This window comes from Nocardioides salarius (genome assembly GCF_016907435.1).
GTDB lineage: Bacteria > Actinomycetota > Actinomycetes > Propionibacteriales > Nocardioidaceae > Nocardioides > Nocardioides salarius.
This window is the reverse complement of the sequence record NZ_JAFBBZ010000001.1, coordinates 2,798,289-2,811,888: the sequence shown is the minus strand read 5'-3', so window position 1 is coordinate 2,811,888 and position 13,600 is coordinate 2,798,289. Positions and strand designations below refer to the sequence as shown.

Annotated in this window: 12 protein-coding genes; 8 read left to right on the top strand and 4 right to left on the bottom strand. The window is 73.9% G+C overall.

Features of this window, described 5'->3' with window-relative positions; translation table 11 throughout:
• Nucleotides 1-15 precede the first annotated feature (15 nt).
• The gene (locus tag JOE61_RS13510; protein WP_193668632.1) at nucleotides 16-1,284 is read right to left on the bottom strand and encodes a hydroxyacid-oxoacid transhydrogenase; all 1,269 of its coding nucleotides are present in this window, start codon (nucleotides 1,282-1,284) and stop codon (nucleotides 16-18) included.
• Between the two features lie 66 nt (nucleotides 1,285-1,350).
• On the opposite strand from JOE61_RS13510, the gene JOE61_RS13505 reads away from it, so the two are divergent.
• From JOE61_RS13505 to JOE61_RS13470, 8 genes are all read left to right on the top strand, one after another.
• Nucleotides 1,351-2,517 (top strand): glycoside hydrolase family 5 protein, encoded by a 1,167-nt coding sequence (locus JOE61_RS13505; protein ID WP_193668633.1) that lies wholly within the window; start codon nucleotides 1,351-1,353, stop codon nucleotides 2,515-2,517.
• 168 nt (nucleotides 2,518-2,685) lie between these two features.
• Nucleotides 2,686-2,940, top strand: a complete 255-nt coding sequence (locus tag JOE61_RS13500; protein WP_193668634.1) for a hypothetical protein — start codon at nucleotides 2,686-2,688, stop codon at nucleotides 2,938-2,940.
• Nucleotides 2,937-5,087, top strand: a complete 2,151-nt coding sequence (locus tag JOE61_RS13495) for a glycosyltransferase (protein WP_193668635.1) — start codon at nucleotides 2,937-2,939, stop codon at nucleotides 5,085-5,087. The genes JOE61_RS13500 and JOE61_RS13495 overlap by 4 nt, the downstream gene beginning before the upstream one ends.
• Nucleotides 5,087-6,778 (top strand): hypothetical protein, encoded by a 1,692-nt coding sequence (locus JOE61_RS13490; RefSeq protein ID WP_193668636.1) that lies wholly within the window; start codon nucleotides 5,087-5,089, stop codon nucleotides 6,776-6,778. Before JOE61_RS13495 ends, JOE61_RS13490 begins: the two co-directional genes overlap by 1 nt.
• Nucleotides 6,778-7,482: a hypothetical protein gene (locus JOE61_RS13485; protein WP_193668637.1), complete on the top strand. Its 705-nt coding sequence runs from the start codon at nucleotides 6,778-6,780 to the stop codon at nucleotides 7,480-7,482. The genes JOE61_RS13490 and JOE61_RS13485 overlap by 1 nt, the downstream gene beginning before the upstream one ends.
• Complete coding sequence (locus JOE61_RS13480) at nucleotides 7,479-8,666, top strand: hypothetical protein (protein WP_193668638.1); 1,188 nt, start codon at nucleotides 7,479-7,481, stop codon at nucleotides 8,664-8,666. The genes JOE61_RS13485 and JOE61_RS13480 overlap by 4 nt, the downstream gene beginning before the upstream one ends.
• Entirely contained in the window at nucleotides 8,663-10,105 is a 1,443-nt protein-coding gene (locus JOE61_RS13475) for a PstS family phosphate ABC transporter substrate-binding protein (RefSeq protein WP_193668639.1), read from the top strand. The genes JOE61_RS13480 and JOE61_RS13475 overlap by 4 nt, the downstream gene beginning before the upstream one ends.
• Nucleotides 10,102-11,181, top strand: coding sequence for a hypothetical protein (locus tag JOE61_RS13470; RefSeq protein WP_193668640.1), 1,080 nt, complete (start codon nucleotides 10,102-10,104; stop codon nucleotides 11,179-11,181). The genes JOE61_RS13475 and JOE61_RS13470 overlap by 4 nt, the downstream gene beginning before the upstream one ends.
• A 22-nt stretch (nucleotides 11,182-11,203) precedes the next feature.
• Here JOE61_RS13470 and JOE61_RS13465 read toward each other — a convergent pair whose 3' ends face one another.
• Genes JOE61_RS13465 through JOE61_RS13455 form a run of 3 tightly spaced genes read right to left on the bottom strand, consistent with a single transcriptional unit; the run spans nucleotide 11,204 to nucleotide 13,515 of the window.
• Complete coding sequence (locus JOE61_RS13465) at nucleotides 11,204-12,046, bottom strand: lysophospholipid acyltransferase family protein (RefSeq protein WP_193668641.1); 843 nt, start codon at nucleotides 12,044-12,046, stop codon at nucleotides 11,204-11,206.
• On the bottom strand, nucleotides 11,989-13,257 hold the full coding sequence (locus tag JOE61_RS13460) for a geranylgeranyl reductase family protein (protein ID WP_193668642.1): 1,269 nt from the start codon (nucleotides 13,255-13,257) through the stop codon (nucleotides 11,989-11,991). Before JOE61_RS13460 ends, JOE61_RS13465 begins: the two co-directional genes overlap by 58 nt.
• A gap of 48 nt (nucleotides 13,258-13,305) precedes the next feature.
• Entirely contained in the window at nucleotides 13,306-13,515 is a 210-nt protein-coding gene (locus tag JOE61_RS13455; protein WP_193668643.1) for a hypothetical protein, read from the bottom strand.
• Between the last annotated feature and the right edge of the window lie 85 nt (nucleotides 13,516-13,600).

Genomic DNA, 13,600 nt, shown 5'->3' with positions numbered 1-13,600 from the left:
TCACGGCGCCTGGTCTCACCAGTGCCGCATGGAGCTGCGGAAGATCGCGGCGAGGTCCTCGGCGCGCACCTCGCGGGGCGCGGTGGCCAGCAGCCGCTGCTGCTTGAGGGCCCCGTCGACCAGGTCGTCGACGTCGCCCTCGCCGTAGCCGACCTCGGCGAGCCCGTTGGGGATGCCGATGTCGCGCATCAGGGTGGCCAGCACGTCCGGCAGCACGTCGGGGCCGGTGGCCGAGGAGCCCAGCGTCGGGTCGAGCAGCCGGGCCGCGGCCAGGTGCCGCTCCGGGGAGGCCTCGTAGGTGAAGCGGAACGCCTCGGGCGCGGTCAGCGTGACCGCCATCCCGTGCGGCACCATCGCCTCGTCCTGCGGGTAGCCCTCGGGCCGGTAGTCGCGCACCCGGCCGGCGACCGGGTAGGCGTTGGCGTGCGGGATGTGCACGCCGGCGTTGCCGAAGCCCAGCCCCGCGAAGGTGGCGGCCAGCGCCATCTGCTCGCGCGCCACCACGTCGCTGCCGTCGGCGACCGCGGCGCGGAACGACGTCGCCAGCAGCGACATCGCCTTCTCCGACCACAGGTCGGCGATCGGGTTGGCCCCGCAGTAGGGCACCCGCTGCTCGGGCGTCTTGGCGTCGAAGTCGGCGAACCACTTCGCGGTCCAGCTCTCCAGGGCGTGGCACAGGATGTCCATCCCGGCCGCCGCGGTGACCATCGTCGGCTGGCCCATGGTCAGGGCCGGGTCGACCACCGCCATCGTCGGGCGCAGCGCCGGGTGGCTGATGCCGGTCTTGACGTGCAGCGAGAGCACGTCGAGCACGCAGATGGTGGTGCTCTCCGAGCCGGTGCCGGTGGTGGTCGGCACCGCCACCAGCGGCAGCAGCCGGTTGACCGGCGCCTGCGCCCTGCCGACCGGCGCGTTGACGTAGTCCATCAGCTCACCGGGGTTGGTGGTCAGCAGGTTGACCGCCTTCGCGGTGTCGATGGCCGAGCCGCCGCCGACGGCCAGGATCGCGTCGAAGGGGCCGGCGTCGCGCGCGAAGGCGATCGCGTGCGCCATCGACTCGTCGGTGGGCTCGACGTGCACGCCGTCGTACGTCGTCACCTCGAGGCCGCGGGCGGTGACCTGCTCGGCGATGCGTGCGGGCGCCCCGGTCGCGGCGACGCCGGGGTCGGTGACCAGGAGCACCCGGCGGGCCCCGTGGCCCAGCAGGTCGTGGCCGATCTCGGCGGAGGCGCCGGTGCCGAACTTCAGCGCGGGGGCGGCGTAGGTGAAGACGGTCTCGCTCATGGGCCACACCCTAGGCCCGGTTCGGTCGTAGGATCTCCCGAGCCGACGGCACAGGAGGGGGGCGTCGTGCGCCGACCGCCCGTGCGCGTCCTGCTGGTGCTGGGCGCTGCCCTGCTGCTGCTCGTTGCGGCCGTCTCGGCGGTGGTCGTGGTCCGCGTCCTCGACCGCGAGCCGGCCTCGGCCCTCTCCGCCGCACCGCGGCCGGTGGTCGAGGGCAACCGCCTCGTCGACCAGCGCACCGGGCGTCCCTGGGTACCGCGGGGGGTCAACTGGAGCAGCCTCGAGTACGCCTGCGCCCAGGGCTGGGGCTTCTCCTCGCTCGAGGCCGGCGGCACCGACCCGATGGCCACCCAGGCCCGTGCCATCGCCGCCTGGGGCGCCGACACGGTGCGCCTGCCGCTCAACCAGGACTGCTGGCTGGGCACCCGCGCCGCCCCGGTCAGCGACGAGTACGCCGAGCGGACACCGGCGGGCTACCGCGCCCACGTCGGCGCGTTCGTCGAGGCCCTCAACGCCGAGGGACTGGTGGTGGTGCTCGACCTGCACAGCCGCAAACGCATCGGCACCCCCGAGTTCGGCAACCTGGCGATGCCCGACGCGGAGTCCCTGGCGTTCTGGCGCTCGGTGGCCGAGACCCACGCCGACAACCCGTCGGTGATGTTCGACGCCTTCAACGAGCCGTACTCCCGCTACGACGCCACCGACCGGCTGGTCTTCGACCTGACCTGGGAGTGCTGGCGCGACGGCGGCTGCGCCGCGCCGGCGGAGGACGACCGGACCGCCACGACCGGCCGCACGACGTACGCCGCCCAGGGCATGCGGGCCGTGGTCGACGCGATCCGCGCGGCCGGTGCGGAGCAGCCGGTGCTGCTCGGCGGGCTGGACTACGCCAACGACCTGTCGCGCTGGTCCGAGTTCGCCCCCGACGACGACCAGCTGGTGGCGGCCTTCCACGCCTACGACTTCAAGGAGTGCGCCGACCGCGGGTGCTGGGACGACGTGCTGGCCCCGCTGGCGCGCACCGTCCCGGTGCTGACCAGCGAGCTCGGCGCCACCGACCCCCTCGACGGCTGGGTGGAGGGCTACCTCGACTGGGCCGACCAGCACGACGTCGGCGCGCTGTTCTGGGTGTGGGCGGACCACGCCGGCGACCCGATGTCGCTGGGCCGCGGTCTCAGCGGCGAGCCGACCGCGTGGGGACGCCTGGCCCGCTCCTGGATGCGCGCCTCGTAGGAGCCCGCGCCCGGGCGTTGCCACCTTGGTGGCCACGGGCCCCGTCCTGTTACCCGGGCGTGGACGATCTGTTCCCAGCACGCAGCACCGGCCGCCCTACGTTGGGTTCGCGGTCCCGGTCGGGGCCGCGGCGTCGGCGGCAGGCCGGGGCCGGGAGGGAGAGGTCCGATGGCGCTCCAGGTGTCGACATCAGCACCCAACGGCAAGTCCGTGGGAGCAGCAGCGATCGGGGTCGTGGCGACCCTGGTGGTCTTCGTCGCCGTCTTCATCGGCTTCCTCATCGCCCCGCTGCTCGTGCTGCTGCTGGCCTTCCTCGGCTGGTCGGCGACCAGGTCGCGCGGCGAGCGCGCCGGCGGCGGAGCCTCGGCCGCGCACGTCGACGACGAGGCGGCCGCCCACGGCTTCGGGACGGGCACGCGATGACCACCACCCAGAGCCGCGCAGCGACGCAGACCGCGTCGGCCCGGCTCAGCGACGGCGTCGACGCCGAGCTCACCCGGCTCCTGCCCGAGGGCATCTGCCGCACCTTCCGGGTGCTGGCCTACGCCGTCGTCGACGGACAGGTGCTGGTCGCCGCCGCCGACCCGACCGACCGGATCACCGAGCACGTGGTGGCCGAGCGCGTCGACGCACCGGTCCTGCTGGTGCGCCACACCGCCAACGAGATCATGGCCGCCATCGATGCGGCCCACCCGCCCGTGGACGGCGACGTGGAGAGCCCCGCGGCGCGCCGGGCCCGGGTCCAGATGGCTCAGATGCTGACCCGCAGCGGCCTGGTCACCGACGAGCAGCTGCAGCGTGCGATGGTCGAGTACTCGCGCACCGGCGACCCGCTCGGCGACATCCTGGTGGCCCACGAGGCCATCGACGAGGACGTCCTGGTGGCCGCCCTGTCGGAGCTGCACCAGATGCAGCGCGTGGGCCTGGCCGACTTCGAGCCCGACCCCGACGTGGCCCGCCGGCTGCCCGAGCCGCTGGCCCGGACCCTCCAGGTGGCTCCCGTCGCCGAGACCGACGGCGTCGTGCTGCTGGCGGTGGCCCGGCCCATCGCCGGCACGGCGCTGCGCGACGTGGAGTCCGCCCTGGGCCAGCCCGTGCGCCAGCTGCTGGCCAACCGCACCGAGCTCGACCAGCTCCTGCAGCGCATCCACTCCGAGCACTACGCCGACGTCTCGACGCTGCACCTGATGGAGAACGCCCCGGAGTCCTCGGCGCACGTGGTCATCTCCTCGACCCAGAAGGCCGTGCTGGTCATCGCGATCGTCGTCACCGTGCTCTGCGGGCTGCTGTGGCCGATGGGCACGCTGATCGGCCTGGTCGGGATCGCCAGCGTCGTCTACCTGCTGGTCTCGGTCTACAAGCTCCGCCTGACGCTGCGGGCCCTCGGCACGCACCTCGAGACCGACATCACCGACGAGGAGGTCGCCGCGATCGACGAGCGGCAGCTGCCCGTCTACACGATCCTGGTGCCGCTCTACAAGGAGGCCGCGATCGTCGGGCGGCTGGTGCGCGACATCAACGCCCTCGACTACCCCCGCACCCGCCTCGACGTGAAGCTGCTGTGCGAGGAGGACGACCTCGAGACGATCGAGACCATCCGCGGGATGCGGCTGCCGCCCCACTTCCACCTGGTCGTGGTCCCCGACGCCCAGCCCAAGACCAAGCCCAAGGCCTGCAACTACGGCCTGCAGCTGTCCACCGGGTCGCTGTGCGTCATCTTCGACGCCGAGGACCGCCCGGACCCCGACCAGCTCAAGAAGGCCGTGAAGGCCTTCGAGCGGGTGCCCGGCAACGTCGTGTGCGTGCAGGCCAAGCTCAACTACTTCAACCAGGGCCAGAACATGCTGACGGCCTGGTTCGCCAACGAGTACTCCATGCACTTCGAGCTGGTGCTGCCGGCGATGGGTGCCTCGGAGTCCCCCATCCCGCTGGGCGGCACCTCCAACCACTTCAAGACCGACGTGCTGCGCGACCTGGGCGCCTGGGACCCCTTCAACGTCACCGAGGACGCCGACCTCGGCATCCGGCTGCACCGCGAGGGCTACCGCACCGCGATGATCGACTCCACCACGCTGGAGGAGGCCAACTCGCAGGTGCCCAACTGGGTCCGTCAGCGCAGCCGCTGGATCAAGGGCTACATGCAGACCTGGCTGGTGCACATGCGCAACCCGGTGGCGCTGCTGAGCCAGACCGGGGTGCGCGGCTTCCTGTCCTTCAACCTCACCATGGGCAGTGCCTTCGTGCTGCTGATGAACCCGGTCTTCTGGGGCCTGACGACGCTCTACGTGCTCACGCAGGCCGGATTCATCCAGCAGCTCTTCCCGGGCCTGGTCTTCTACGCCGCCAGCGCGATGCTCTTCGTGGGCAACTTCGTCTTCGTCTACCTCAACGTCGCGGGCAGCCTGCAGCGCGGCGAGTTCGGCATCACCCGCACCGCCCTGCTGTCACCGCTGTACTGGGGTCTGATGAGCTGGGCCGCCTGGAAGGGCTTCATCCAGCTCTTCACGAACCCGTTCTACTGGGAGAAGACCGAGCACGGCCTCAACGAGCCGCAGGCGGGTGGGCACTGATGAGCCTCACCGTCGAGCCGGGTCCGCCCACCCCGAGCACCCCGGTCGTGGCCCACCGCGACCGCCTGGCCGGCATCGTGCAGTCGGTGGGCCGTCGGCCCGTCGACGTGCCGCGCCGCCCGTGGGAGAGCCTGCTGGTCTTCGCGTTCTTCTCGCTGGCCTACGCCTGGTTCGGCTACTGGCTGGTGGTCCAGCAGCACGTCGTGGGCTTCGAGAGCCTCGACCGGCTCAACCGGGCCCTGATGATCTGGCACAACGACCCCGCCAAGCTCTCCGCGCTCGGCTTCGACTACCCGCCCCTGGCCACGCTGCTGGTCTCGCCGCTCACGCTGGTGCCGGCCCTGGCCCGCTCCCTGGTCATCGTGCCGTTGACCTCGGCGTTCTTCGCCGCCTTCACCATGGTCGTCCTCAACACGATGCTGCGCCGCGCCACCGTGGCGGCGCCGCTGCGGGTCGCGGTGCTCCTGGCGCTCGGCGCCAACCCGCTGCTGGCCCTGTACGCCGCCGGCGGCGCGCGCCACATCATCTGGATGTGCTTCGTGGTCGCCGCCCTCGGCGCGCTGTTCGCCTGGTACGTCACCGCCGACATCCGCTTCGTCATGATCGCGGGCCTGGCCTACTCGGTCGCCGCGCTGGCCGGCTACAGCAGCCTGCTGTGGTTCCTGGTCAGCGCCGTGCTCATCGGTGCGGTCCTGGCCCGGATGGGCGCCGACGGCACCGAGGTCGAGGGCACCACCATCGGCTTCGCCGCCCCGACGGTCTACGTGATCGCGCTGTGGACCGTCTTCAACCTGCTGCTGCTCGGCAACCCGATCGCCTGGATCACCTCGGCCAGCGACGCCTCGACCGCGCTGACCGAGAGCTTCACCTTCGTCGAGCTGGCCCGCCACACCGGCGAGCTGGTGCTCTTCGGCGCTCCGATCGCCATCGTCGTGCTGCCCGCGCTCGTCTTCGCGGGGCTGGCCCGCGCCAACACCTTCGCGCTCTGGCTGGGGGTGCTGCTGGCCGTGGCGGTCCTCTCCCCCGGCTTCGCGGTGGTCCTGGGCCTCTCGGACTCCCCGATGGCGATGCGCAACGCGCTGCCGATCCTGCTGCTGGCCACCGTGGGCGCGATCTGGCTGGCCCGCTCGGCCGGCGACGGCGCCACGCTGGTGGGCGCGCTGCTGGTGGTCGGGCTGCTGCTCAGCGTGCCCTGGACGCTCCAGGCGATGAAGAGCTACCAGCACCAGAACCTCGAGGCCGTCTTCGCGGCCGCGGTCTCGACCGGCCAGAGCCAGGAGGGCGCCCGGACCCTCGACGGCCAGGTCGTGGGGGTCGTCGACGAGCAGGCGATGGCCGCCTTCATCCGCGACAACGTCAAGCGCACCGGCTCGATCCTCACCGACAACGCCCAGACCTACGCGGTGATGCTCTTCACCGGTCGACCGGACCTGTTCTTCGACCGGGTGGACGCCTCCGACGGGCCCTGGCAGGAGGCCGCGGCCGACCCGGTCGCGCACGTCGACTACCTGCTGCTCTCCACCAGCGACGCCGACCTGCTCACCAAGCGCTACCCCGAGGCGGCCCGCGGCGACGACCCGGCGCTGACCAGCGTCTACCGCACCGAGCGCTACACCCTGGTGGCCGTGCCGCCGGGCTTCGACCCCGACCCCGCCCCGCCGGTGCTGCCCGAGGACGAGGAGGCCCCCTGATGGAGACGACCACCGCGGTGAGCCCGCCGCCCTCGCTCGACGACATCCTCGCTGCCGCCCGCAGCGCCCGGATCGGTCGCGTCGACTTCACCCACCGCCTGGCGCCCGAGGCACCGCCCGAGCCCCAGCCGGAGCCCCAGCCGGAGCCCCGGTCCGAGGCTCCGCCCGAGCCCGCTGCGGACGCCGAGCCTCCCGCGGAGCAGGACGCTGCCCCCGAGCCCGAGCCCGAGCCGGACCCGGAGCCCGGCCCCGAGCCGGAGCCGGACCCGGAGCCCGTGGTGGTCCCCCCGGACGCCTTGGAGACGATGCTGGCGCACCTGCCCCGTCTGGCACCGGTCCCCGACCCGGACCGCCGCACAGCACCCGAGCCGGTGCTCCACGTCGACGTCGCCGAGGTGGCCAGGGTCGCCGTGCAGCGCATCGAGGCCGCCCGCGCCGCCACCCTGGCCCACCTGGCGGCCGTCGAGGAGGAGGTCGCCCGGCGCTGCGAGCTGATCACCGCCCAGGCCGAGCTCGACGCAGAGCTGCTCCGGCTCCAGGCGCGGCGGGAGGCGCACTCCATCGTGACGGCGGCCCGCGCGCGCACCGGCCCAGCAGAGCCCGACGACGAGGGCGCCCGCCTGGCGGCCATCGCCGACGTGGTCGCGCGCCTGGGCGCCGACCTCGACCTGGGCGGCCCGCCGCCTCCCGGAGGAGAACGATGAGCACCACCCGCCGCACCCGCACCCGTCTGGGCGCCGCCGGCCTCGCCACCGGGCTGCTCGCCGGGCTCAGCGCCTGCGGCGGCTCCGACGGCACCGACTCGGGCCGCTCCCCCGACGGCGACGTCGTGGTCACCGCGGGAGCCACCTCGGGCCCGGCCACCGTGGTGGGCGCCGACGGCGGGGTGGTGGTGGCCGAGCGGCGCCACTTCGGTGCCGACTCGCCGTGGAACGAGCGGGTCGACGGCGCCGCGGTCGACCCCGCCTCCGACAAGCTCATCCTGCGCGCGCAGGTCCGGGAGGGCGTGGTGGAGGACGGCGACTCGGTGCGGGTGCAGACCGAGACGATCACCGACCCGATCTACATCAACACCGAGGCCTGGACCGTGCCGGTCGTGGCCGGCGGCGACCCCACCGCCGTGGTGTGCCGGCAGTCCCAGTGCGGCGACGGCGACGACGAGATCACCCTCGACATCCCGGACGACATCCATCCCGACCCGAGGTACGACGGCTGGTTCACGGTCTTCGACACCACCGAGTCGGTCGCCTACGACCTGTGGCGCGCCCGGCGCGAGGACGACGGGTCGATCTCCTACCACTACATGAAGCGCTGGGACCTCGACGGACCCGGCTTCAGCGACCCGCAGGAGGTCAGTGCCCGCGGATCGGGGCTGCCGCTCTTCGCCGGCCTGATCCGCCCCGGCGAGCTCGAGGCGGGCCTGATCGAGCACGCCCTGGCCATCAGCCTGCCCGGCCCGGCGCAGAACGTCTTCGTCCAGCCGGCCTCCTCCACCGATGGCAACGGGTCGGCCGACTCGCTGCCCGAGGGCGCCCGCATCCGGCTGCGGGCCGACGTGGTGCCCGAGCGCCCGCGCGACCCGGCGACCGGCAAGCTGATCCCGCTCAGCGACCAGCAGCGCCGGATGGCCGACGCGATCGTGCTGGCGCTGCGCACCTACGGCGCCATCGTGGTCGACCGCGCCGAGGTCCCCACCCTCTACGCCCAGCGCGACGTCACCTCGGGCCTCATCGACGGCAACGAGCTGCAGGGCCTCGACCTGACCGACTTCGAGGTCGTCGAGCTGGGTGAGCGCTACCGCTACCCGCCGGCCCAGGGCTCCGACGACTCCGGACTGGTGACCTCGCGGTCCTCCCGCACCCAGACGACGATCGAGGAGCAGCGATGACCGTCCGCCACCGTGCCCGGGCCGTGGTCCCGCTGCTGGCGCTGAGCGTCCTGGCCGCGGGGTGCTCGCAGGAGCCGGGCCAGGACGCCACCGACCTGGTGGCCGACGCCCAGGCGCGCGACTACCGCGACGGGCAGGCCGAGGCGCAGCGGGTGCGCCAGGCCAACCGGGCCCTGCCGTCGCCGAGCGCCGGCGTCGTCGAGATCGACGGCATCAACGGCGCCCTGACCAGCGAGGAGGTCGCGGCCTTCTCCCGCAGCGGCACCTCGACGCAGGTGCAGGTGGCCAGCCGGGGCGAGGACGCGGCCTTCGCGTCGCTGTGTGCCGGCGAGATCGACGTCGTCGACTCCACCCGGGCCATCGCGCCGGCCGAGCTCGAGGCCTGCCGCTCGGTCGGGCTCGACGTCGTGCAGCTCCAGGTCGCCTCCGACGCCGTCGTGGTGGCCATCAAGAACGAGACCGACGTCGGCGGCGACTGCCTGAGCACCCAGCAGGTCCGCGAGGTCTACCGGGCCGGCTCCCCCGTGACCTCGTGGGCCCAGCTCGGCGGCGGCTACGACGACGTCCCGCTGGCGGTCGCCGGGCCCAACCGCGAGAACAACGCGTTCCAGTTCTTCGGGCGCACGGTGCTCGACGCCCCGGACCCGTCGTTGATCAACCTGCGCTCCGACTACCGCACCTTCGACACCGACCAGGGCTCCCGGCTCTTCGTCGTCGGCCGGGAGCGTGACGAGGACCTGGCGCTGAAGCTGCGCGACCGGGCCCGGGAGCGCGACCTGGCCAAGAGCCGCGTCGAGGAGCAGCGGCAGGTCGTCGACGACGCCCGGGCCGAGGTCGAGGTCGCTGTCGCCGAGGTCGAGAAGGGGGTGCGCGACCAGCGCCCCGCCGACCAGCAGGCCGCCGACCGCGAGCGCGTGGTGCGCGCCGAGCAGGCGCTGGCCCGTGCCCAGGCCGAGCTGTCCGTGCTGACGCGCGAGAAGGACGCCGTGGTGACGCGCTACGACGCGGCGGCCGACGCCCGGGCGCGGGTGCAGCGCACCCGGGGCCACGTGGGCTACTTCCTCTTCAGCTACTACGAGCTCTTCGAGGACCAGCTGCGCCCGTTCGAGGTCACCGACCCTGACGGGGAGCGCAACTGCATCTTCCCCTCGCAGCGCACCATCACCAGTGGCGAGTACCCGCTGTCCCGACGCCTGCTGCTGACCACGACGACCCGGTCGATGGAGCGCTCGGAGGTGGCCGACTTCCTGCTGCACTACCTCGACCGGGCGAGCGAGGCCGCCGTCGACGCCCAGCTGGTCGCCCTGTCCCAGGCCGAGATCGAGCGCCAGAAGGACTGGGTCAGCGGACGCGAGGCTCCCGACCTGGTGACCGCCGACGAGACCCCCGCGACCGAGGAGCCGGCAGCGCCGACCCGACCCGCGGAGCCGGCCCGGTGAACGACCGCACGCCGCGGGTCCGCACGAGGGCCACGGCGCTGCTGCTGGTCGCGCTGACAGCGCTGCCGGCCGCCTCCCTCGCTCCACCGGCGCTCGCCGCCGGCGAGCGGCCGGCGGTGGGCGGCGCCTCGGCCACTCCCGGCGAGCGGGTGGCGAGCCGTCGGGTCGAGGACGCCACCCGCCGCAAGGTCGTGCTCGACTGGGACGGCCGCAACGGGGGTCGGCGGGTCCGCTCCACCCCGGTCCCGGGTGTCGGCGTCCTCAAGCTCGTCTGCAAGCCGCGCAACACCATCGTCAGGCTGACCCCCTACGACCGGTCGGCGGAGACCCAGATGTGGCTGGCCAAGCACGAGGACAAGGCCGGGCCGGCCGTGGCGGTCAAGAACGTGCGGGTCTACCGCTGGGCCTCGGCCGACGACGACGGCCGGGGCGGCACCGGGCGCAGCGCGCACGAGGGGCTCAACCAGCACACCCCGGTCGAGAACTGGTCCAACGGCTACATGCACGGGGTCGTCAGCCAGCGCCCCGGCCGCCACCAGCCGGCGGCCTCCGCCGCGCGCGTGCCCTCGACCTCCCTCGAGATCACCTGGTGGTGGAACGGCTTCCACCACCCGCGCCAGTACCGCTCCTGCCGGATCGCGGCCACCCTGCAGACGGTGACCGGCACCTCGATCGGCGTCGACTGGCACGGCGACGCCGACGGGCTGGCCGCACCCGCCACCCAGGTCACCGCGCTCGACGGGCTCGGCGACCTCGAGCTCAGCTGCACCCCCGACGGGGGCGACGGTGGTCGCCAGGAGGTGCTGCTGCGCACCGACGACCCCTCCGCGGTCCTCTACTACGAGCGGATCGAGGGCGAGGGCGCGGTCGACGACCACGTCGAGACCGACACGCTCGACCACGACCCGGTGCTGGGCGCCGTGCCTCCGGTGAGCCTGCCCGAGAACGGGATGCTGCGCCTGTGGTGGACCGCCCACGGGCACACCCGCCGCTTCATCCTGTCCTCGTACTACGTCGTCAACGACGCCGAGCACCCGCACCTCAACCTCTGCGAGGTGGCCGCGGCCGAGTTCTGACCCGGACGGCCGGCCGTGCTGCCTAGCCCAGCGGTCCCCAGGTCGGGCGCACGGCGGTGCGCGGCACCTCGTCGAGCCGGTGCGCCTGCGCCCGCGTCGGCGCCGTCCCACCCAGGTGGTGCGGGTGCCAGCGGGCCTGCTCGCCCGGTCGGGGCCGGTGCTCGGGCAGGCGCTGCAGCTCCTCGAGCAGCCCCGTCAGGCGCGCGCCGAGCGCGGCGGTGCTCGTCGACAGGTCGGCGTCGGGCGCCACGTGCAGCGCGGGCCCGAAGCGGACGTCGACCGTGCGGCCCCGGGCCAGGGCCGGGCGCGGAGCCGGCTCGTGGGCCTCGCGGCGCAGCGGCCAGAGCCGCTGGGTGCCCCACACCGCCACCGGCACCACCGGGAGGGCGAGCTCGCGGGCCAGCGCCGCCACGCCGGGCATCAGCGCCCGCACCGTGTAGGAGTGCGAGACGCCGGCCTCGGGGAAGGCGCACACGGCTTCGCCCTCCCGCAGCAGGGACCGGGCGGCCAGGTAGGCGCCCGCGGGCGCGCGGCGGTCGACGGGGACGTGGCGCATCGCGGTCATCGCGCGTCCCACGACGGGCGGGTCCCAGACGTCGTGGCGGGCCAGGAAGCGCAGACGCCGGCCCCGCGCCAGGCCGGCCTGGCCGACGAAGAGGAAGTCGGGGTAGGCGACGTGGTTGCTGGCCAGCAGCGCCGGTCCGCGCTCGGGCAGGTGCTCCTCCCCCGACCACCGGCTGGTCACCTGCAGGGCGCGCAGCGCCAGCCGGCCCAGGCCGACGGTCGCGCCGTAGGTGCGCTCGCCGCTCAGGAGAACGGAGGACGGGCGTCGAGGGCCAACGAGCGTCGTCCGGCCCAGCGCCACACGCGCGCGGCCCGGTCGCGGTCCTCGTCGGTGACCAGGTTGCCCATCCAGCGCAGCGCCAACGTCATCAGCCAGTCCGAGCGCATGCCTGCGGGGCCGAGCGCGGGCAGCAGCCGCGGCACGGTGACCAGGCCCGCGAGCCGGCGGGCCACCGAGAACGCCTCGCCGTAGTGCGCCGAGAGCAGCGCCGGCCACTCGGTGCCCAGCCGGTCGCGGTCGGGAGCGAGGTCGGCCATCAGCTCCGCGACCATCCGGCCGGTCTCGAGGCCGTAGTCGATGCCCTCGCCGTTGAGCGGGTTCACGCAGCCGGCGGCGTCGCCGATCAACGCCCAGTTGGGCCCGGCCACGCCCGAGACCGCGCCGCCCATCGGCAGCAGGGCGGAGGTCGGGGCGCGCAGCTCGCCCGAGAGCCCGAAGGCCTCGCGTCGCTCGTCGGCGTAGAACTGCATCAGCGGCTTGACCGCGATGCTGGCGGGTCGCTTCGCGGTGGCCAGGGTGCCCACGCCCAGGTTCACCTCGCCGTCACCGAGCGGGAAGATCCAGCCGTAGCCGGAGAGGATCGCCCCGTCCTCGCCGCGCAGCTCGAGGTGGGAGCTGATCCAGGGGTCGTCGGACTGGGTGGAGGCGACGTAGGAGCGCCCGGCGACGCCGTACACCGTGTCGCGGTGCCACTCCCGGCCCAGCTCCTTGCCCAGCGGCGAGCGCACCCCGTCGGCCACCACCAGGCGGCGGCAGCCGATCTCGAAGCGCTCCACGTCGTCACGTCCACCGGGGCCGCGGCGCTCCACCACGACGGCGCGCACCCGGTCGCCCTCGCGCACGACGTCGACGGCCCGCACGCCGTCGAGCGCCTGGGCGCCCGCCTTGATCGCGGTGGTGCGCAGGTGGTCGTCGAGCTCGGTGCGCGGCACGGCGCTGCCCCACGAGGGCAGGGTGCCGCCGGGCCAGGGCAGCAGCAGCGTCTGGCCGAAGCCGTGGGCCCGCAGACCCTGGTTGACGGTGTGCGTGCGCAGCCAGTCCTCGAGCCCCAGCAGCGACAGCTCGTGCACCGCGCGCGGGGTCAGCCCGTCACCGCAGGTCTTGTCGCGCGGGAAGAGCGCCGCGTCGAGCAGCAGCACGTCGAGGCCGGCGCGCGCGGCCCAGGCGGCGGCCGCCGACCCGGCCGGTCCGGCTCCGACGACGAGGACGTCGGTCTGGGTCGGGAGGCTCACGCCCTGATTCTCCCAGGTGGGCCCGCACCCCCCAAGTCCGGCCGCGTGCTAGGAGTCCTGCTCCTCCAGGGGCGGGTAGGTGCGCCCGGTCGACGCGTGGTCCTCCCGGTCGGTGAACATGCCCTTCTCGGGGTCGAAGTCGCGTCCGGTGTTGTCGACCTCGGCCCCCTCGGGCCGGTTCTCCTCGGCCAGGCGCTCGGCGCGCTCGCGCTCGAGCTGCTCGACCTCGGCCTCGCTGGGCTGCTCGTCCTCGTCCATGGCGTGTCCCTCCCGGTAGGTGGCCTCCACGCCACCACGGGACGGCACAGGGCCCCTCCCCCGGACGGGGGAGGGGCCCTGGCTA